This window comes from Arhodomonas sp. AD133 (genome assembly GCF_051195215.1).
Taxonomy (GTDB): domain Bacteria; phylum Pseudomonadota; class Gammaproteobacteria; order Nitrococcales; family Nitrococcaceae; genus Arhodomonas.
The window spans coordinates 1-20,107 of sequence record NZ_JBNAZM010000068.1 but is presented as its reverse complement, the minus strand read 5'-3'; the positions used below and the strand labels follow the sequence as shown (position 1 = coordinate 20,107).

The 20,107-nt window shown below is 64.3% G+C and carries 18 protein-coding genes; 6 read left to right on the top strand and 12 right to left on the bottom strand.

What is annotated here, in order from left to right:
- Window positions 1-228: 228 nt before the first annotated feature.
- Together ACPEES_RS21530 and ACPEES_RS21525 are read right to left on the bottom strand one after the other, a co-directional pair.
- Window positions 229-987: a sporulation protein gene (locus ACPEES_RS21530; protein ID WP_435106197.1), complete on the bottom strand. Its 759-nt coding sequence runs from the start codon at window positions 985-987 to the stop codon at window positions 229-231.
- 219 nt (window positions 988-1,206) lie between these two features.
- Window positions 1,207-1,653: a DUF4124 domain-containing protein gene (locus ACPEES_RS21525; RefSeq protein ID WP_435106195.1), complete on the bottom strand. Its 447-nt coding sequence runs from the start codon at window positions 1,651-1,653 to the stop codon at window positions 1,207-1,209.
- A 585-nt stretch (window positions 1,654-2,238) separates the two neighbouring features.
- On the opposite strand from ACPEES_RS21525, the gene ACPEES_RS21520 reads away from it, so the two are divergent.
- On the top strand, window positions 2,239-3,933 hold the full coding sequence (locus ACPEES_RS21520; protein WP_435106193.1) for a methyl-accepting chemotaxis protein: 1,695 nt from the start codon (window positions 2,239-2,241) through the stop codon (window positions 3,931-3,933).
- A 247-nt stretch (window positions 3,934-4,180) separates the two neighbouring features.
- On the opposite strand, the gene cysK is transcribed toward ACPEES_RS21520, so the two are convergent.
- Window positions 4,181-5,671: a cysteine synthase A gene (gene cysK, locus ACPEES_RS21515; protein WP_435106191.1), complete on the bottom strand. Its 1,491-nt coding sequence runs from the start codon at window positions 5,669-5,671 to the stop codon at window positions 4,181-4,183.
- Between the two features lie 272 nt (window positions 5,672-5,943).
- Here cysK and ACPEES_RS21510 point away from each other — a divergent pair, with 272 nt between their 5' ends.
- Window positions 5,944-6,897 (top strand): hypothetical protein, encoded by a 954-nt coding sequence (locus ACPEES_RS21510; RefSeq protein ID WP_435106189.1) that lies wholly within the window; start codon window positions 5,944-5,946, stop codon window positions 6,895-6,897.
- A gap of 95 nt (window positions 6,898-6,992) precedes the next feature.
- On the opposite strand, the gene ACPEES_RS21505 is transcribed toward ACPEES_RS21510, so the two are convergent.
- Window positions 6,993-10,598: a hybrid sensor histidine kinase/response regulator gene (locus ACPEES_RS21505; protein WP_435106187.1), complete on the bottom strand. Its 3,606-nt coding sequence runs from the start codon at window positions 10,596-10,598 to the stop codon at window positions 6,993-6,995.
- A 300-nt stretch (window positions 10,599-10,898) separates the two neighbouring features.
- Here ACPEES_RS21505 and ACPEES_RS21500 point away from each other — a divergent pair, with 300 nt between their 5' ends.
- Window positions 10,899-11,129 (top strand): hypothetical protein, encoded by a 231-nt coding sequence (locus ACPEES_RS21500; protein WP_435106185.1) that lies wholly within the window; start codon window positions 10,899-10,901, stop codon window positions 11,127-11,129.
- 42 nt (window positions 11,130-11,171) lie between these two features.
- On the opposite strand, the gene ACPEES_RS21495 is transcribed toward ACPEES_RS21500, so the two are convergent.
- The 7 genes from ACPEES_RS21495 to pqqA form a co-directional block, all read right to left on the bottom strand.
- A complete protein-coding gene (locus tag ACPEES_RS21495; RefSeq protein ID WP_435106183.1) occupies window positions 11,172-11,891 on the bottom strand; it encodes a response regulator in 720 nt (239 codons plus the stop codon).
- Between the two features lie 175 nt (window positions 11,892-12,066).
- Window positions 12,067-12,777, bottom strand: coding sequence for a hypothetical protein (locus ACPEES_RS21490; protein WP_435106181.1), 711 nt, complete (start codon window positions 12,775-12,777; stop codon window positions 12,067-12,069).
- Window positions 12,759-13,895 (bottom strand): 3-phosphoserine/phosphohydroxythreonine transaminase, encoded by a 1,137-nt coding sequence (gene serC, locus ACPEES_RS21485; RefSeq protein ID WP_435106179.1) that lies wholly within the window; start codon window positions 13,893-13,895, stop codon window positions 12,759-12,761. The genes ACPEES_RS21490 and serC overlap by 19 nt, the downstream gene beginning before the upstream one ends.
- Window positions 13,892-14,395, bottom strand: coding sequence for a urate hydroxylase PuuD (locus ACPEES_RS21480; protein ID WP_435106177.1), 504 nt, complete (start codon window positions 14,393-14,395; stop codon window positions 13,892-13,894). The genes serC and ACPEES_RS21480 overlap by 4 nt, the downstream gene beginning before the upstream one ends.
- A 116-nt stretch (window positions 14,396-14,511) precedes the next feature.
- On the bottom strand, window positions 14,512-15,648 hold the full coding sequence (pqqE, locus tag ACPEES_RS21475) for a pyrroloquinoline quinone biosynthesis protein PqqE (RefSeq protein WP_435106174.1): 1,137 nt from the start codon (window positions 15,646-15,648) through the stop codon (window positions 14,512-14,514).
- Entirely contained in the window at window positions 15,617-15,922 is a 306-nt protein-coding gene (gene pqqD, locus ACPEES_RS21470; protein WP_435106172.1) for a pyrroloquinoline quinone biosynthesis peptide chaperone PqqD, read from the bottom strand. Before pqqD ends, pqqE begins: the two co-directional genes overlap by 32 nt.
- A 66-nt stretch (window positions 15,923-15,988) precedes the next feature.
- Entirely contained in the window at window positions 15,989-16,063 is a 75-nt protein-coding gene (gene pqqA / locus ACPEES_RS21465) for a pyrroloquinoline quinone precursor peptide PqqA (RefSeq protein ID WP_188665536.1), read from the bottom strand.
- 370 nt (window positions 16,064-16,433) lie between these two features.
- Between pqqA and ACPEES_RS21460 the strand changes: the two genes are divergently transcribed.
- Window positions 16,434-16,736 carry a helix-turn-helix domain-containing protein gene (locus tag ACPEES_RS21460; protein WP_435106170.1) on the top strand — a complete coding sequence of 101 codons (303 nt, stop codon included), beginning with the start codon at window positions 16,434-16,436 and terminating at the stop codon, window positions 16,734-16,736.
- Between the two features lie 26 nt (window positions 16,737-16,762).
- Here the strand turns inward: ACPEES_RS21460 and ACPEES_RS21455 are convergent, their stop codons facing one another.
- Complete coding sequence (locus ACPEES_RS21455) at window positions 16,763-17,461, bottom strand: type 1 glutamine amidotransferase domain-containing protein (protein WP_435106168.1); 699 nt, start codon at window positions 17,459-17,461, stop codon at window positions 16,763-16,765.
- Between the two features lie 109 nt (window positions 17,462-17,570).
- Here ACPEES_RS21455 and ACPEES_RS21450 point away from each other — a divergent pair, with 109 nt between their 5' ends.
- Together ACPEES_RS21450 and ACPEES_RS21445 are read left to right on the top strand one after the other, a co-directional pair.
- Window positions 17,571-18,467 (top strand): LysR family transcriptional regulator, encoded by an 897-nt coding sequence (locus tag ACPEES_RS21450; protein WP_435106166.1) that lies wholly within the window; start codon window positions 17,571-17,573, stop codon window positions 18,465-18,467.
- A 1,086-nt stretch (window positions 18,468-19,553) separates the two neighbouring features.
- Window positions 19,554-19,808, top strand: coding sequence for a hypothetical protein (locus ACPEES_RS21445; RefSeq protein ID WP_435106164.1), 255 nt, complete (start codon window positions 19,554-19,556; stop codon window positions 19,806-19,808).
- Window positions 19,809-20,107: the final 299 nt, after the last annotated feature.

Here is a 20,107-nt window from a genome sequence, read left to right as displayed (position 1 = left end):
TGTCACCATCTGCGACTGGGCTCGCGAACCCGCACTGCAGGGCGTGGCATAGCAGGTTGTTCAGAACGGACTACCTAATGATCGGATTAGTAATCCGGGGGATGCCGGTGGCGAGCTGACCGCCGAGGACGACGTGTGGATATAGGGGCTCGACACCAGGTCCTTCACGGCAACGCCCAGAGCACCGGGCGTTGCGTCCGTCGTTAGGGCATCGTCCGGTGTGTTGGCTCAGGCAAGCGCGCGGTTTAGCAGCTCCTGAACCTGCTCGGCCGTTTCGTCCCCGGCGAGCGTGGCTCGGTGGTGCTGCTCGTCGGTGCCAGCCAGCTCGGCGATCAGCGAGCCGAGGCTGCGGGCTTTCGTATCGCGCTGGATGAGCAGGTCGATGGCGCCGCCCTGACTCGGCAGGAAGGCGATCTCGGCCTCATCGAGATGGCTGAAGGCGCTGCCCGGGGCTGGCTTGAACTCGAATTCCTGTACGCAACCGGTGACGGGGTTCAGTCGCGAGACGCCCAGCTCGGACTCCTTGAGGCGGAATCCCATCGCGTCCATTGCGTCGAAGACCGCCTGATGGATCTTGCCGGGCATTACGTGCAGCGGATCGGTGTCCCTCGGATCGATGGCCATGGCGATATCCGCGCGCGTCGCGACCCAGGTCTTGGGGCGCTTGTTGCCGACGGACAGGGGAGCTAGCAGTGGCACCGTCAGGTTGAACGGGATCGCCTCACGTGCGCCCGGCTCGACGGTCATGGGTTCGGCGATGCGCATCGACGCCCAGGTCTTGGGCACCCGGACCTCCTCGTCATCGACTTCCTGTACCGCGATGCTGCCCAGGTCGAGAACGAGCGCGTCCAGATCCTGGGCCACTTCACCGCCCTGGATGACGATCTCGCCCTCCAGCGTACCACCGGCGGTCACGGTGTCGTCGTCCAGCATGGTGTCGACGCGGGTATTACCAATGCCGACAGCGGCCATTGCCTTCTTGAGCATGTGGTTCTCCTTGTGCTGATTGCCTGGGCTTGAGGTCGCACGGTATCACCGAAATCCGGGGGTAGATCACCCCAGGCAATTAGGTCAGCCTCCAATGCGATTCGCTGGGACTGGTTGGGCCATATGCCGGATGGATGAGGGGGGGCGAGCGTATCCACGTCGCGCCCCGGTTTCGCGTGGAGGCCAGGGGAGCCGCCCGGTGATGCGTCGCCGGTCACCTCAGTCGCCGGTTTTCCGCCGGTATACCGTCTCGAAGCGGCTGGCGCTGAATCCGTTCATCCGTGTGTCCCCGATGAAGATGATCGGCACACCCGGTTCGCCCATGCGCTTGTAATCGCGCTTGCCTTTCCGGCTGTTCTCCACGTCGTACTCGGTGTAGGCGATATCGTTGTCCTTGAAGTACTGGCGGGCCTTCTTGCAGTAGGGGCACCACTGCGTCGCGTACATGACCACCGGTACGCGGTCCGAGGTGTCATTCCTGGAGTCAATCCACTGGGGCATCTCACCCAGCGAGGGAGCCTCGTAGGAGTTGATGTCGTCGAACTCCACTTCTTCCCCGCTCTGGCCGCCGGACGGCTTATCGGTGAAGTGAACGTTCCCGTCCTCATCCACCCACTTGTAAACCCCTGCCGAGGCGACGCCCGTGACGAGTAGCGCGACGAGCATGAGCACCACCGCAGTACAGTGTGCCCCTGTTGGTCGGCTTTCCGTAGCCATATTTGCTGTACCCCTCTCCCGTTGTCACGCCAACAGTAGAGCACTGGGGTTCCGAAGGCAACGCCGTTACGGGGACTCACGGTGCGCCGTTCGGGATCAATAATGAAATAAATGATGTGCGTATTTTGAGAACTCCGTATGCCGCTCGTCGGAATGTTTGTGCGGTTGCCGCTATCTGCTAAAGGCATGCCGTTGCGGACCGATAACGAGACGGAGAGGGGCAGAACGATCGGAGGGACCCAGGCGTGCTCCGCCGCCAATGGAAGAACACTTGGGAGGAGCCGCCATGGGCGAGATACGCACGATTCCATACCTCACACCAGGTGCCTGTCCATCCGAGTCTGCCGCTGTGAACCCGCCGTCACGACCGCCGTCGTCGGCCCGCTTCCCACCAATGAAGCTCCGACAGACGCATACGTGTCGCGCATCTGTCGTGCGAGTGCTTTTTTTGTCCGAATAGCCCGATCTGTCTGCTGATAAAAAGAACAACAATCACAAAAATAACTGTTGCCGTGATCGCTGGAGGAGAAAGCCGTGAAAGTCAAGCAAGTGTTTGTCGTCGTGTTCGGGCTGATGGTGGTTGCCGTCGGTATATCGATCGCGGTGAGCTTTGTTCTGTTGCAGGAAATCAGCGGGTTTCAGGAAGCTGCCAACACTCGTTATCTCTCGTACCAGAGAGCGGACGAGTTGAGACAGAGCTCGGATGATCTGACGCGCCTGGCCAGGACCTACGTGGTAACGGGGGATCCGCGCTACAAGAAGATGTACGAAGACGTGTTGGCCATCCGTAATGGCGAGAAACCCCGGCCAGAACGTTACCATACGATCTATTGGGACCTGGTTCTCGACTACGGCGACAAGCCCAAGCCGGATGGAGAGCGAGTCGCACTGCAGGATGCCATGAAAGAACTAGGTTTCACGGAAGAAGAGTTCGCGTTGCTGAAGGAGGCAAACAGCAATTCCGATAAGCTGGTCAACACGGAAGTGGAAGCCTTCGAATCGGTAGCGAACGGTCGGCAGCAGCATGCTGTGGAGATAATGCACGACATAGCGTACCACAAGGAAAAGGCTAAAATAATGGAGCCCATAGAGCGGTTCTTCGTAGAGCTAGAAGACCGTTCCCAGCAGCAGGTGCTTGATTCCAAGAGTGCCGTGAACCGGCTGATGATCATACTGACGGCGTTGCTGATCGGTGTCGGCATCCTCGCGATCTGCGGCTATCTGTTCATTGTCAAGAAGGTAGCTGCTCCCATCGACAACCTCTCCGGGACCATCGAAGCGGTCGAGCGTGAGGCGGATTTGACCCGCGTCAGCTCGCTCCGAGGACGGGATGAGGTCTCCACGATGGGGCAGTCATTCAACAAGATGATGGCGAAGATTCGTAATCTCGTGAATGAAGCGGTCAAGATCGCCAAGAACGTGGATGACTCGGCCACACATACGCGGGAGTTCGCCGGCAGTACCTCCGAGCGCATGGGGAAACAGGCCAGGGAGATCGACATGGTGGCCACAGCGGTCAACGAGATGTCCGCGGCGCTAGAGGAGGTCGCTCGCAACACCAACGAGGCGGCATCGGTCGCCGATGAGGCTTACACCCACGTGGAGTCGGGCAAGGAGGTGGTCAATGACTCGCTGGAGAATATGCACGAATTATTGACACAGATGACCGAGACGTCGTCGTCGGTCGATGAGCTGGCCCAGAACTTCAGGCAGATCGAAGGCGTGCTGGATGTCATCAAGAGCATTGCTGAGCAGACCAATCTGCTCGCGCTGAATGCGGCGATCGAATCTGCCAGGGCGGGCGAGTCGGGACGAGGCTTTGCGGTGGTTGCGGACGAGGTTCGGACACTGGCACAGAGAACCCAGGAGTCCACCGGCGAAATCGAAAGCATGATCGCCAGCCTGAGTCAGGGAATGCATCAGACCACGAGTGCCATCGAAGAAGGCATGAACCGGGTCAACGCCAGCAATGACACGGTGACGCGGACCAGCGAGATCCTCGAGATGATAGTCGCGTCCGTCAATCGAATTCGCGACATGAACGCCCAGGTGGCGACGGCGACGGAGGAACAGTCCAACGCCGTGGAGAGCATCAACGAAAGTGTATTGGAGGTTAAGAACCTGGCGGACGAAACGTCCGGCTCGGCTCAAGGGCTGGAAGTGAATTCGGAGCAACTGAAGACGGCTGCCGGCGATCTGGTGAAACAGGTCGAGGTCTTCAAAGTGTAGCGCTCCCTTTGGGCCGGTCTGTGCGCCGATGGGATCTGCGTTGCTCACCGCTTATGTAGCCCGGCTACACGGCGCGCCTCGCGCCTTGCCCCATCGGCGCACAGACCGGCTGACGCATGACAATACTTCTGAGAAGATTAGTAACTGGCTCGAAAAGCTAGCAAAACCTTCAGGGGCAACATACAAGATCGGCCGCTGCAGGCGGCCGATGATTGTGCGGCCCCTCGCGGATGTCCCCGGTGGCCTTTCAGCGTGTATGTACCCATGTGGGCAGGAACGTGCTCGGGTCGAGCGGCTCGACGGTGCTTGTGTCGATGCCGGCGCGGGCCAGCAATCCATGCAGTCGCCCGTTGGAATAGGCATCGAAGAGCTCCGTGCAGCCGCCGATGCGTTCACCGGCGATGAAGATCTGGGGAATCGTGCGGGCGCCAGTGCGTTCGGCGAGCATCGCGCGAATGCGGCCACCGAGGTCGTCCTGCTGGTAGGCGACGGAGTCCAGGTCCACCGAGCGGTACGCCACGCCCAGCGCCTTGAAGAATTTCCGCACGGCCCAGCAGAATTCGCACCACTGAAGCGCGAACATGACCACTGGTTGCTTCATGTCAGCGACGACTTCGGAGACGAAGGCGGCCGCTTGCGGATCCTCCCGGGGTGTCTGGTTGCCGGTTTGAGCGGGCAGTGCCGGTGCAGGCACGTCGAAGCGATAGTTCGGAGTCGATTGCGCGATTTCCAGCTCCTCGTCGGACATTTCTGCAGGGATATCACTGAATAACGGCGTCGAAAGGTAACGTTCGCCGGTATCGGGCAGCATGCATAGGATGGTGCTGCCCCGGGGGGCGCTCGCGGCGACATCCAGCGCGCCGGCAAACGTGGCGCCACCGGAGATACCGGTGAAGATACCTTCGTGCCGGGCAAGCTCGCGCGCGCATTCCATCGCGCGATCGCCGCCCACGGGGACGACACGGTCCACCAGGCCCAGGTTGACCGCGTCTTCGATGAGCTTGGGGACGAAATCGGGCGTCCACCCCTGCATGAGGTGCGGTCGAAAGCTCGGGTGGCTCGCGGTGGGCGAGCCATCAGCCGCTCGTTGCTGGTCGGTGCCACTGCCTAGCAGAGGCGCGTTGTCCGGTTCACAGGCGACGATGCGAATCTCCGGGCGCCACTTCCGCAGCGTGCGGGCGGTGCCCTTCAGGGTGCCGCCGGTGCCGTAGCCGGTCACGAAGAAATCCAGCGGCTCATCCTCGAAGGCGGCGAGAATCTCGATGCCTGTGGTGCGTGAGTGTGCGTCCGCATTCGCCTCGTTCTCGAACTGCCGGACGAGGAACCAGCCATGGGTGTCGGCGAGTTCCCGGGCCTTGGCGACCATGCCGGTGCCTTTCAAGGCAGCCGGTGTCAGCACTACTTTCGCACCGAGGAAGCGCAGGATCCGCCGGCGTTCCACGCTGAAGCTCTCCGCCATGGTGACGACCAGGGGATAGCCCTTCGCGGCACATACCATGGCGAGGCCGATGCCGGTATTGCCGCTGGTGGCTTCCACAACGGTCTGACCCGGGCGCAACGCACCCGTACGTTCGGCCACCTCGATGACGTTCCGGGCCATGCGGTCCTTGACCGACCCCATCGGGTTGAAGGCCTCGGCCTTCACGAACAGATTCACGCCGGCGGGGGCGAGACGGTTGATGCGAATGACCGGTGTCTGGCCGATGGTCTCGAGAATGCTCTCGTGCTTGCGCGTCATGGCGGTCTCCCTTTCCCGGCAGGCGCCCATGCCTGCCGGATACCTGCTTGGGGTGTGTGGGGTAGGAGCCTGGCCGCCGTCGGTATCGCGGTGACGTTTGCTGTGTATCCGGATTGTTTCCGCAACGCCGGCGTTGCGCGGCGTCGGATAAAAGCGCGAAACGAATCCGGCGACTGGCGACATGAACGGGATACGTCCGGCGCGCAACCTTTCTGCCACGGCCGGAAGTCCGGCCCGTACTCAGTCAACGCCAAGCAGAAGGGTCAAAAGTGATGAGTGCCGTCGCCGAGAACGCTGTGCATGCCGGAGTCAGGGATCGTTACGCCAAGTGCGTGGAGGTTTCCAAGCGTATTCGCTGGGATATCGACCGGGACGTCTTTCGCGGCCGCGAATTCGATTTCGACCGGAAGTTCCTCCCGGATGGGCTGTCGCGGGTGAATGAGCTGGCGTTCCTCAGCGATGACGAGAAACGTCTGCTCAGCCAGGTTCAGGGGCGTACCTACGCCTACATCTTCGGACTCGTGGAACGGTTCATTAACGCCAAGGTGCTGGAGGTCAGTCGCGAGCACTGGCTCGGCAACCAGACGGCGCTGGAGGCGCTTGTGCGCTTCAGTGACGAGGAGCTCAAGCATCAGGCGATGTTCCGGCGCATCGAGGCGATGATTGCCGAAAGGATGCCGGTGGGTTATGTCCAGACCGCCGACGCGGACCAGGTCGCGCAAGTCGTGCTCAGCAAGTCCACCTGGGCGGTGCTGGCGCTGACCTGCCATATCGAGCTGTTCACACAGGTGCACTACCGCCAGAGTATCGAGCCGGACGCTGAGCTCTCGCCCCTGTACAGGGACGTTTTCCTCTTTCACTGGCGCGAGGAGTCTCAGCACGCGATTCTCGACGAGCTGGAGTGGGAGCGCGAGAACGCCCGTCTCACCGACGACGAACGCGATCGAGCGGTGGACGATCTCATCGCGCTCGTCGCGGCAGTGGACGGGATTCTGCAGGCACAGTCGCGCGCGGATGCGGACTACTTTGCCGCCATCGCCGGCCGCGCGTTCACTGACGGGGAGCTCCAGTCAGTGCGAGACGGCGTGCTACGCGCTTACCGCTGGCAGTACATCGTCTCGGGGGTCAGCGAGCCGCGCTTCCAGACGGTGCTGGGCCGGTTCACGACGGATAGCCAGATGGCGCGTATCCAGAAGGCGCTGGCGCCTATCGCCGCGGGGGTGTAGACGCTCTGCCGGTAAAGCTGGAGGAAATCGTGTCACGGGGCCGGTGCCGCCGGCCCCGGGAAGTTCCGGCCACGGCCATTACGCTTGCGTGCTCGTTACCCGTCGCCGCTGAGCAGCCCCTCGATCTCACCGAAGAGCTCGCCGGCATCCAGTGGCTTGCGCAGCACCTTGTTTACCCTGCTGCGTTGCATGGCGGCTTCGTTCAGGGCATCGCTGTAACCCGTGCACAGGACGACGGGAATGGTGATGCCCCGGGCTCTCAGCGCCTCGCTCATGCCAAGGCCGGTAAGCTGCGGCATGATCTGGTCGGTGACGATCAGGTCGAAGGCTCCCGGTTCGTTCTCCACCTGATGTCGCCCGTCCTCGCCGTTGGCGGCGAGGGTGACCGTGAAGCCACGACTCTCCAGCAGGTCGCGCAGAAATTCCCGGACCGAGGCTTCATCATCGACCACCAGAACCCGGCCGGCGAAATCGGCGGTGACCGCTTGTTCAGCCGCAGTGTCGGGACGACCGGTGGGGCGGGCGGTGGCGTCTTTCGCCGGTGGGTAGAGCACGCGGAACCTGCTGCCGGCACCGGGGGTGGTGTCTACCAGCAGATGGCCCTTGTGCTCGTGGACGATGCCGTGAGCGGTGGACAGGCCCATGCCGCTGCCTTGCCCGACTTCCTTGGTGGTGAAGAACGGTTCGAAAATCCGCTCCAGTACGTCCGCGGTGATGCCCGTACCGGTGTCGCTGACCGCCACTTCCACGAAGTGTCCCTCGACCGGCTGTCGGCACGAGGCGCAGACGGCAGAGACATTTGGCACGTCATTGACGGCTATCCCGATAACACCGCCGCCGGTCATGGCATCACGGGCGTTGATGCACAGGTTCATCAGCACCTGTTCCACCTGGATAGGGTCGGCGTGTATGCACGGAGCCGTCGCGTCGGTGCGGGTCTGGAACTGGATGCTTGACGGGAACGTGGAGCCATACAGGCGTACGGCTTCCTTGACCAGCGTCGCCAGCGCCAGAGGCTGGGCCTCGCCCCGCTGACCGCGGCTGAAGGTCAGCATCTGGCGGATGAGATCCCGCGCGCGCTCGCCGGACATTCGGACTTGCTCGAGGTAATGCGTGAGCTTCTCGTCCGTCTCTGCGGCGGGTCGTTCATGGGCGAGCAGGGTGTAGCCGAGGATGCTGGTGAGAATGTTGTTGAAGTCGTGTGCAATGCCGCCGGTGAGATGGCCGATCGCCTCCATCTTCTGCGCTTGGCGCAGCTGGCGTTCCAGCTCGATGCGGGCCCGCTCCGCCTCCTGCAGCCGGGTGATGTCCCGCAGGTAACCGATGAAGATCCCCCCGTCGCCGCCGTGGGCGACACCGATGGCGAGATCGGCGGGAAATTCGCTGCCGTCGCGCCGCATTGCCGTGACTTCCAGGCGTCGGCCGACGAACCGGTCGCTGCCCGACCGGCGATGGCGGGCGAGTGCCTGTCGATGGGCGTCGCGATCGCGTTCGGGGATCAGCAGATCCGCCAGTGGTCGTCCGATGACTTCCGCACGGCGGTAGCCGAAGCACGCTTCCGCGGCCGGGTTGAACTCGAGGATCCGGCCGCCGGCATCCATGGTGATGATGCAGTCGAGGGCAGCGTTGATGGTCGCCCGCAGGCGGTCCTCGCTCTTGCGCAGCGCCTTCTCGCGTTCCTTGCGCTCGGTGATGTCACGCTTGATCGCCAACACGTGGGGCTTGCCGTGGTAGGTCATTGGGGCCAGGTAGGCCTCGAGGTCCAGCACACGACCATCCTTGGTGATCTCCCGCGTTTCCTCCCGGAATGTCCTGCCCAGCCTTTCCGGCTGGTGGAACCAGCCGCCCCGCACCCGCCGCAGGAAGCGTTCCAGGACCTCGACGGCATCCGGGTGAAAGCGCGTGCGCGGGTCCATCGCCAGGGTCTCGGCCCGGGAATAACCGTAGAGGGTGACGAACGCCGGGTTCAGGTCGACGATGTGGCCATCGGCGTTGTAGAGCACCATCGCGTCCGCGGAGGCGTCGAAGATCGCGCGATACTGTTCCTCGCTGGCCCGCAGCGCCGCTTCGGCGGCACGACGCTCGGTTATGTCGCGAACGATGGCGAGCAGATGGGGCCGGCCCTGATAGTCCATCAGCACCCCGTTGACCTCCACGTCGAAGACGCTGCCGTCGCGGCGCACGTCGCGGGCCTCGGCATGGAAGGGCTCGCCGCTGTTGAAGGTGTCGAAGAACCGCTCCAGCGTGGGGTAGGAATCCGGATGGACGAATGTGTGCGGGTCCATCGCCAGCATCTCGTCGCGGGTGTAGCCGTGCATGCGCGCGAAGGCGCGGTTGACGTCCACGTTCCGCCCCTGGGTGTCCCACAATGCCATGCCGTCCACCGATGCATTGAATATCGCCCGGTATTGCTCCTCCCGGGATTCCAACGCCGCCTCGGCGTGCTTGCGTTCGGTGATCTCGCGGCTGGCGGCGATGATGCGTCTGTGGTTGCCAAGCACCGCCGGCTTGAGCACGACTTCGTCCCAGTGCAGGCTGCCGTCCTTGTTCCGCCGGTGCCATTCGAAGCGCACCGTCTCGCCACTGCGGGCGCGCGCCATATACGCCGCCGCGGTCGCCTGGACGTAGGGCGGATCGCCGGAGCTAAGGGCGCCGACATCCATTGCGCGCAGCTCGTCGAGTGTGTAGCCGTAGGTCTCGCAGGTCTTGGGGTTGACGTCGAGGATCGCGCCGGTATCGAAGTCATGGACGAATATGCAGTCCTCACTGGCTTCGAAAATGTTCCGGTAGCTCGATTCGGAGATCTCACGCTCGCGCTGCACGCGCGTCCGCTCCACTTCGGCGGCGGCGCGCACGGAGAAGATCTTGAGGATCGCCTCGGTGAGCTCGCGGTCACGCATGGCGTTCGAGTCGGCGACACTGATGATGCCCAGGGGGTGATGCTGGGAATCGAACAATGGATAGGCCGCATAACTCTCGAAGCCGAATCCCTTCACCATGCCGTCATCCGGAAACCGCTCACGCAGTCCGCTGGGGATGAACTCGAAGCGCCGCCCGACGACGTGCTGGCAGGGCGTGCCGGCGAGCGCGTAGGTCACGTTCGGCAGCAGTTGCCCAGCGTGCCAGATGGCGAGCGTTTGGATGCGGTCACCATGAGAGGTGTCCAGCACCCCGATCAGGGCGAGGTCCACCTCCAGGGTGCTGGCGAGAAACCGGGCGATCTGCTCGTGGGTCTTCTCGCCGGCCACTGCCGAGACCCCCATCGCCACGTCCCTTAGCGCTTGCTCGGTACGTTTGCGCGCCGTGATCTCGATACCGATGAGGCACAACCCCTGGATGTTGCCGCGGGCGTCCAGCAGGGGGGTCCGGGTGGTCAGGTAGCTGTGTTTGCGGCCATCGATCGCGAGCTTCCCCTCGTGCTGGGTGGGGGCGCGTGAGGCGAGGGCCTGGCGGTCATTGTCGTCCACCTCACGCGCGAGCTCGTCCGGGAGTATCTCGCCGACGGTCTTGCCAATGGGGTCGGAGCAGCCGAACTGCGCAAGCATCTCACGCATGCGGCGGCTGACCCGGCGGTAGCGCAGTGCCGAGTCCTTGATGGCGACGAGGAGCTCGGCGTGCTCGAGCAGCTGCTCGAGTGCGCACCCACCGAAGGAATCGGTACCAGGAAGGCGACGAGGGTCCGGGGACAGTGTGGTGGTCACTGGGGTGTTCCGATGCACGCGCCGCTGATCACGGCGCCAGGGTGTCGTCGATACCAATGACATTAGCACCATCGCGAGCCCGGCGGTGGTCGGGAATCGCCGGGGAAACACTCCCGATACAATCGAAACCCCGCCGCAGTATTCGATCCCCGGCGCGCCTTTTCGGAAACACGCGTGTGACATGCCTGCCGTCCGCCGACATCGTGCCGATACACCCGCCGTCTAGTCTGGCTCGGCGTCCAACCGGGACGTCGCGATAGCGGCCGTGCCTGCTCTGCGGCCGATGAGGAGGAACGGGCCATGACTATTGTGAAACATACCCCCTTGAGCGACGGTGAGCCGGCTGCCGAGTCGCGTATGTCCGCTGCAGTCGCGGGCCGCTGGCGTTGCGCGATCAACGCGCTCCGGGCCACCACGAAACGCATTCGGGATCTTCGACAGCTCCAGCAGATGGACGACCGCCTGATCCGCGATATCGGGCTTCGCCATGACGACGTTCGGCGTATGAGACGTACGGGTCGGTTCTCGTGACGTGATACCCGGTGGCGCCTGAGCCGCACCGGCGCCGCCGGGTTAACCGGGGACGAACACGTACCCGGATCCGCGCACGGTGCGGATGAGCTCGGGCTTGGATGGATCCGCCTCGATCTTCCGGCGCAGCCGGGCAATACGGATATCCACGCTGCGGTCGTAGGGATTCCAGTCCCGGTTCTGGGTGAGGTCGAGAATGTCATCCCGGCTCAGTACCCGGTTGGGCCGGCTAATGAAGACGTTGAGCAGATCGAATTCCATGGCGGTGATAGGGATGTCCTCGCCGTTGGCGCCGATAAGTCGGCGGGCGTCCAGGTCGAGGGTGCATGTGCCGACGCGGACTCGGCGCGTTGCCGTGTTGGCCGTGGGCGTAGCATCGACGGGCGCTCGGCGTGTTCGGCGGAGTACGCTTTTCAGCCGGGCGAGGAGCTCGCGGGGGTCGAAGGGGTTGGCGATGTAGTCGTCGGCGCCGATCTCCAGACCGATGATGCGATCCACGACTTCCCCGGAGGCGGTCACCATAACGATGCCGACGTCGAAATGCTCGCGCAGGTAGCGCGCCAGGGAAAGGCCATCCTCCCCCGGCATGGTGATGTCCAGCAACACGACGTCCGGCACGGTGGTGGCGAGGGCCTCGCGCATGGATTCCCCGCCGCTTGCCACATGCACCGTGAACCCGTGTCCGCCGAGATACTCGCGGAGCATCTCGCGAACGGGTGCTTCGTCGTCCACCACCAGTACGCAGGGTTGCTTGTCGGTCATTCTCGGCCTTACGCGTAGCCCGGATCGGCCGGTGCGGCGCGGGTTGGCATCCGTGCGGTTCTACCCGACGGCTCCCGTGAGTCGGGGGATGATGCGGAAGGGGCCCGTGTCGCAATTGTAGCGGACGCCAAAGCCGACCTCTTCCGCGCTCGCCGGCCCGGCAACAGCGCGGAACTCATACGGCGGCCGGGAGGCAGCCGTCCAGAAGGCGGGTGATCAGGCGCTCGCCCCCGGACACGTAGGGCCGGTGAACCTGGACCATGGACGCGCCCGAGGCGAGGCAATGTCGGACGCGATCCGGCGAGTCGATACCGCCGACGGCCACCACGGTCATGCCCCGGCGTTCGCTGACACGCAGGATCCGCAGCCACGCGGGGCGCTCGTCCCAGGGGTGGTCCGGCAGTACGAGCACCAAGCCGTCGTACCCCAGGCGCGACAGCCGTTCCAGGCGCAGCGCCGGGGCGAGGGTGGCGAGCTTGATCAGCAGCGGCACTCCGGCCACGTGGTGCCGCACGCTGTCCAGCAGTCGTACCAGTCGCCGCGGCCTGGCCTCCGCGAGGGCCGTCGGGTTGACCACCAGATAGTCCACCCAGGGGGCGAGCCGGGCTGCCAGCCAGCGGTACTGCGCCTCCGCTTCGGGCCATGACGCCCCGGGGCAACAGCCGATGTTGGCCCCGACGGCAGGGCTGTCCTGGCCGCGGCTTTCCCGCCAGCGTGTGAGATTGGCGACGGCCTCGCCAAGGCTGTCGGGCCGGATCGTGCCGATCTCGATGGCCCCGAAGCCCGCTGCCGCGTGTTTCGCCAGGCAACGCCCGTGTCGATCGACACCCGCGGCGAGGCCGACGGGATTGGGCCAGCGAAGGCGCATCACGTTGTTGGCGCGCATCGTCCGGCTCTGGTATCGCCGCCCTTGGCGAACGCTTCCATGAAGGCAGCCAACGCCCGCGCGCCCGCCAGGGGCATCGCGTTGTACAGGCTGGCGCGAATGCCACCGACGGCGGGATGTCCGGCGAGATCGGTCAGCCCCTGCCGCTCGGCGGCCGCGAGAAACCGCCGCTCCTTCTCTTGATCCGGCAGGTGAAACCGGACATTCACGAGGGAGCGGTCGTTGACGGCGACCGGCGTGCGGTAGAAGTCACGCGAGGTGTCGATGGCCTCGTAGAGCAGGGCGCTGCGTTGGCGGCAGCGTGTCAGGGCCGCCGGCAGGCCGCCGTGGCGCCGCAGCCACTGGAACATCTGCAGCGCCACGTAGACGGCGAACAGCGGTGGCGTGTTGACCCGGGAGTCCGCACGCGCCTGCCGGGCATAGTTGAATACGGCCGGCACCGTGTCATCGCAGCGGTCGAGGAGGTCCTCGCGCACGATCACCACGGTCAGCCCCGCCACTCCCAGGTTCTTTTGGGCGCTGGCGTAGATCAGGCCGTAGCGGTGCACGTCGATCGGTCGCGTGAGGAAATCGGCGGTCATGTCGGCAACCAGCGCGACGTCGGCGGTATCCGGGGTCCAGTGATACTGGAGCCCCTCTGCCGTCTCGGCCGTGGTGATGTGGCAGTAGGCGGCCCCGCTATCCAGACGCCATTCGGACTGCGGTGGGATCGCGCGGAAGTCGTCCGCCGCCCCGTCGGCAGCGACGCGGACCCGGTGCCGGCGTCCCGCCTCCGCAAAGGCCCGTTGTCCCCAGTGTCCGGTAACGGCGTAGTCGGCGGAGCGTTCCCCGCTGATCAGGTTCATGGCCAGCAGACCGAAGTGGCCGTAGGCGCCGCCCTGCAGGAAGAGGACGCGGTAGCAGTGGGGGATACCGGCGAGAAGCCGCAACTCGCTCTCGGCTTCCGCCAGGATACGTCGGCACTCCCGACTCGAAAACGGCAGCTCCAGGACCGAGCGGCCGGTGTCCTGCCAGTCCAGAACCGCCCGGCTCACCGTCTGCAGGACCTCCTCTGGCAGAAGGGCGGGGCCGGCGGCGAAGCTCCAGGGCCGATGTCTGTCCGCCGGCACCGCGTTCATTGCAGAAACGCCAGTCCGTGTGCCCCCGCGATCATGAAAAAAAGCGTGGGGAACAGGAGGATCGTGTTGGTACGCGAAGACAGGAAGGTGATTCGTGAGCAGCGGATCCGTTCCGCCTCGGGGGCCGGGACGAAGCCCAGCACCCGCCGCTGGTGTGGCCAGAGGACGAGCCACAGGTTGGCCACCATCACCAGGCCGGTCCACACCCCGACGCCGAGAACCGCGTAGGGAGCGCTGAAGGTGAGCGCGTCCGCCAGCGCGCCGCGATACCAGAGCATGTAGACCCCCGTGACCAGGGTGACCACCGACGCGTACCGGAAGGTGGCATGCTCCCGGCGCATGGCGGCATCGAACCGTGCCTGGGCCTGTTCCCCGGGAACGACCGGCCGATAGACGGGGGTCTGGACCACGTTGCTGAGATTGTGGCCCATCCACACGAGGATGCCCAGCACGTGCGCCCAGCGGGCGACGACGTCCAGGGTGGCGAGTGTGTCGTGCATCTCCGCCTCCGGCGCTCAGGCGCCCGTCAGTACCCGGATCAGCAGCACCAGTGCGGCGGTCAGCCCGACGCCGGCGGTCACGGTTCCGAGCAGCGAGTCATGGGGCAGTCGCATGGTCAGCCGCGTCCGGAACGGGTGGCGGGGCCGTGGTCCCGCATGCGTATGTTCTTCAGCGGGCTTGTCGCCGACGCCTCCGCAAGCGCCTCCCGGATGAGGTGGTGGTCGGGGGACTTGTCGCACGCCGGGTCCGTGCGGGCCGCGTCACCGGTCAGCAGGTACGCCTGACACCGGCAGCCGCCGAAGTCGTGCTCGCGCTCGGGGCAGCTGCGGCAGGGCTCCTGCATCCAGTCCTCTCCACGGAAGTGGTTGAATGTGGGCGAGTCCCGCCAGATCCAGGCCAGCTCGTGTTCGCGCACCGACGGGAACTCCAGTCCTTCGATGACCGCCGCCTCCTGGCAGGGCAGCGCCGTGCCGTCCGGCGCGATGGTCATGTGGATGGCGCCCCAACCGTTCATGCAGGCCTTGGGCCGGCCGTCGAAGTAATCGGGGATGACGAAGTAGATGGTCATGGCCTCGCCCAGCCGCTTGCGCGCTGCCTGGACCTCGGCCTCGGCGGCCTGCAACTGCTCGCGGGTGGGCAGGAGCTCGCTGCGGTTGAGCAGAGCCCAGTTGTAGTACTGGATGTTCGCGAATTCCACGAAGTCCGCGCCCACGGACTCGGCCAGTTCGATCATCCGGCCCACGGCGTCGATGTTGTGCCGCGAGATGGGGACGTTGAGCACCATCGGGTAGCCCAGCGCCTTGATTTCGCGGGCGATGGTCAGCTTCTGCTCGAACGACCGCGTCCCCACCAGGGCGTCGTTGCGATCGCGATCGGCATGCTGGACGCTGAGCTGGATCTGCTTCAGCCCGGCTTCCTTGAGGTCGGCCAGCCGCTTGGCGTTCAGACCCATGCCCGAGGTGATGAGGTTGGTGTAATAGCCCAGCTCGTCCGCCTCGGCGACCAGCTCCTCCAGGTCGCGGCGCAGGGCCGGCTCGCCCCCGGAAAACCCTAGCTGGAGCGCGCCCAGCTCCCGCGCCTCGTGCAGCACCCGCTTCCATTCATCCGTGTCCAGCTCGTTCTTGTAGCGGTCGAGGTGAACCGGGTTGTTGCACCAGGGGCAGGCCAGGGGGCACCGGTAGGTGAGCTCCAGGACCAGCCAGAGCGGATCGCCCCGGCCGTCAAGCGTCAAGTCGGATCCAGCCTTTGGCATGGGAGGTCTCCAGAAATCGCTGTACGTCCTCGCGCAGATCCGTGGCGCCGAAGCTGCGCTCCAGATCCGCGACGATGCCGGAAACGCATGTGGAACCGTCGCACCGGCGCAGTATCTCTCCCGCGGAGCCGTTGAGCTTCACGATGCCCTCCGGGTAGAGCAGCAGGTAGGCCTGCTGGCGCTCTTCCCACCGGAATAGGTACATGGGGTTGATCCGCGGCACGGCGTCGTCGGGAACCGGCTCCGCCGGCGATGGGGTTTTCTGCTCGCTCATGGGCGCCCCCTCGGCAATGCGCTCAAGGCAAAAGGCGGGACGCCCCGGGGCGTCCCGCTCCGGCGGTTACCGGACGTATACGTAGGCCGTCACCTCGAAACCGAGTCTGAGGTCGCAGTAGGCCGGGGTTTCCCACTTCATGGCACTTCTCCTCTCCGTCTCTGTGTAATGTGTCGTAGTGAGCGGGAAGGCTCATGGGCCGCTCCCGACCGGTACACTGCAACCGGCATGCCAGGGTGGAGTTTCCGGGGCGGGGGCTACGCCGTGGCCCCAGTGGGCCTGCCTCGGGTGGCATCGGCGCAGCGCGGGAGCAGTCCGGGTGGTTCAGCATCGTGACAAAGTGTCACGCGACCCGTGACAACGCTGCGCGTTGAACTGCCACCAGGGTGTGTCGTAGCGACCTTCTGGGCTGGGTTGGCGTTGTGGTAAATCGCGACGCCCATTGACTGCGAACGCCGCCTTGCTGGATCACGGGCCGAAGGGAGCGCCTCCGCGTGCGCGGTCCCGGCTATTGCGGTCGCCGCGCCGCTACCGCTCCGGGCCCATCGAGTACGTGCAGACATTGGGTATCGAGGAGGCCAAGCACCTGCTCGAGACGACATCGACCCCGATCGACGGTGTCGCCGCCGCGGTTGGCTACCGCGACCCGACATCCTTCCGCCGGGTGTGCGCGCGCATGACCGGCGTCACGCCAGCGCGCTTTCGGGACCAAAGTTTCGTCGCGCCTGGCCTCGCGTCGCAGTGGCGCCGCCAGCGGTGCATGCCGGCGACGGGGTCACGCCAGGGCGTGACCCGGGACCACTGTCCTCGCTGAGAGACGTCCCCGGGGACGGCTCTCAGCTATCGCGCCCGAGCGGTGGTGAGCACCAGCTCGGCGACCTTCGACGAAGACGCCGGGTTCTGGCCGGTGACGAGCGTGCCGTCGGCGACGGCGAATGGCTCGAAATCCGGGCCGTTTTCGAACTCTGCCCCGAGCTCGCGCAGGCGGGTCTCCAGCAGAAAGGGCACGACCTCGCTCAGGCCTGCGGCCTGCTCTTCGCTGTCAGTGAACGCCGCGACGCGACGCCCTGCCACCACGGGGCGGCCGTCGGCATCCCGGGCGTTCACCAGGCCTGCCGGTCCGTGGCAAACCGCGCCGACGACTGCTTCCCGAGCCAGGGTCGCGCTTACCAGGTCACCGAGCCCTTCGCTGGTCGGCAGATCCCACATCGTGCCGTGGCCACCGGGGAGGAAGACCACGTCGTAGGGGTCGGCGGCGACGTCGTCGACGACGGCCGTTGTCTGGAGCTCGGCCTGCAGTGATTCGTCCGTTAGGTAGCGCTCGACGCTTTGCGGGTTCTCGCCGGCCGGCGCGAGACTGCGTGCATCGATGGGAACCGGGCCGCCCTTGATCGAGGCGACCGTGATCCGGGCGCCGGCGTCGGCAAAGACGTAATAGGGCGTCGTGAACTCTTCCAGCCAGAATCCCGTGCGTTCGCCCGTGTCACCCAGTGATGCGTGAGAGGTCAGGACGATCAATACGTTCAGGGGGGCGGACATAGCGTTTCTCCTCAATACGGCTGCGATGACGACGGGGATAGCCTAGTGAGAAACGGAATGTGCTGCTAATCGATGATTTCGCAGTGATTCATAATCTATATTATGAATCATGAGCTATCTTCCCCCTCTACGCAGCTTCGTCGAAGTCTACTGGTGTGGGTCCGTGACCCAGGCGGCAAAGCGCCTGGGCCTCACGCAGCCCGCGGTTTCCGGACATCTGCGCACCGTCGAGTCACTGGTGGGGCGAGCACTGTTCACGCGCAGCGGCCGGCGCCTGGTGCCGACGCCCGTCGCGGATGACCTGGCACGTGCTGTCGGCGATCAGTTCGCGAGTATCGACTCGGCACTCGCCACACTGCGCGCCCGCTCGACACATATCGAGGGCACCGTGCATCTCGCGGGGCCGGCGGAATACGTCACCGAGCGCGTTACACCGGCGGTCGCCAGGCTCACGCATTATGGGCTCAGCGTGCGCGTGCAGCTCGGCAACCGGGAGAAACTCTACGAGCTCCTCCACGACGGCGCCATCGACCTCGCATTGACCGCTTCCCGGCCATCGGGTGGAAACCTGGATTTCGCGCAGATCGACACCGAGACCCTGCTGCTCGTGGCCGACCCGTCCACGGCGCAGCGCGTTCGGACCACACCCATGTCCGTTGCCGATCTCTGTGCCGAGCGCTGGGTTAGCTACGACGAGGAGCTACCGCTCATCCGCGAGTACTTCGAACATCGCTACGGACGCGGTCCCAATCTGCGCAGCGCGATTTGCGTGGCCGATCTGAGGGCAGTGCGGTCGCTGGTCGAGCAGGGAGCCGGGTTGAGCGTGCTTCCCGACTACCTGTGCGCACCAGGGATCGAGGCAGGGACGCTGGTCCCGCTCGGTGACCCGGGCAAGAGGCCCCGGAACGAGCTCTTTCTCGCCTGGAACCGTGCGAATCTGCGGCATCCGCGGGTGGCCTTCGCGCGGGATCAACTCGTCGAGCAACTCTCCCGCGTCCAGTCGTAACGCAGCGGTTCGTCGGTCGTCACCGGGATTGACAGACGGCCGGCATCGCCGCCTGAACAAGGCTTTCCAGGGCACGAGTGTCGAAAATGAGCAGCTTCGTACGCACCTGACGCGGGCTACCAGCCACTGGCTACGGTATACCGGCGGAACCCGGCTCTCTCAAGTCGAGGCGCGTCGCTGGATGTCTCACTCCCGCCACAACTGGCGCACGAGGCTGTGACCTATCAGATCTACGACCATGTCGAGCGTGCGTTGTGATGTGAAGAGTAGGAGAATGCGAGGCGTTACTGCTAAGTGCGTTCGGGTCCATGGTTGCAGTCACGGAATGTCAGAAAGCGACTCTAAGCGGACCTTCGTTTCGACGTTGCTGAATACCGCCCAAGTCTTCGGTGCCGATTCCGGCGATTCCAACATCCAGATGGACGCCATCTGGCAGGTGCCTCGTCATGTGGTACTTATCCGTGCAGGGCAGTGGGGGGCGAGCTGTCTGATGCGGAGCGGATGCGTCGGGCGAAAGCCGTGGTTCGGGTTATCTATAGTTCCCTTTGGGCAGGCACTTTTAAGGCGTTGGTGGTAGTGGACGACGGAGAGGAGCCCCTCGGAGTGTACGAGCGGGAGCAGTTCTTGGAGCTTCTCCGTTTTAAACCGTACCCCATGGCGCTAGCCCGAGATGACGTGCGGTATGTTCCACCGTACATGGAGCAAGTCAGTCCGGCGGAGCAGGACAGGACCTTGCGAGCGGAGATCAGGCTAACAGAACTCTGGGCCATTTTGCTCAATCCGGCCGTGAGGGCGGAGAGAGAGGGGAAAAAGCTTGGTTCTCCGGAGCGATATCACGCGGCGAGGCTTTGCGCCGGATGCATGAGGCAAAGTGGAGCGTAGCTGTGATACGCGACATCGACGGTTCCTACGCCGGGGTCGTCGACCGAACTGGGCTCGTTGAAAGCCTAATGATAGATGCTGTTCACGATTCGCGGCAATAGTAGCGCGCCGGCGGAGTTCGGGGTCCGCTTCACCATTTCCGTGCTGGTCGCGCGTTCCCTGTCCAGCTTCCGCTCCCGACCCGTTGCGGACCTTCGATAAACGGTGTGGGAACGTCTGCTTACGTCGATAAAAAAACCTCGGATTGGTGCCGAGCCATCCGATTCACAAGCTTTTCTAGAAATCACCGAGGCATTGTTATCGTCATTCCTTATCATTGCCTTTGAAGCAAAAGTCGGCAGTTCCCGCGACGTGCCGGGGAGCATCCGGCAACAGGTTGCTTCTGATCTCCGTAAAGAGAATAACTTGCTCGGAGAACGCTTCATCCTCTTCGAGGAAAGCTTTGTCCGCGGAGGGTAGGAACTCCCCGCTGTCGTCGTATGATCCACAGCCATATCCGCAAATTCGACGGCATCCACCGTCACCCGTTACACAGTCGATTTCGGGGTAACGCACGATGACAGACGCTTTTCCACCCCACGTTATTGCTTGGCCGTCCTCTAGCGTTGATTCGTCGTTATCCAGCACGATAATCCCGTAATGTGCTTTCCCGACCCAGTATCTGAGGTCATCTTTATACTCTTCCTGGATGCGTGACGCGATCCCGGGATCCGCGCACAAGTTGATGATTGGCGGTTACAATTTTCGGCGTTACCCAT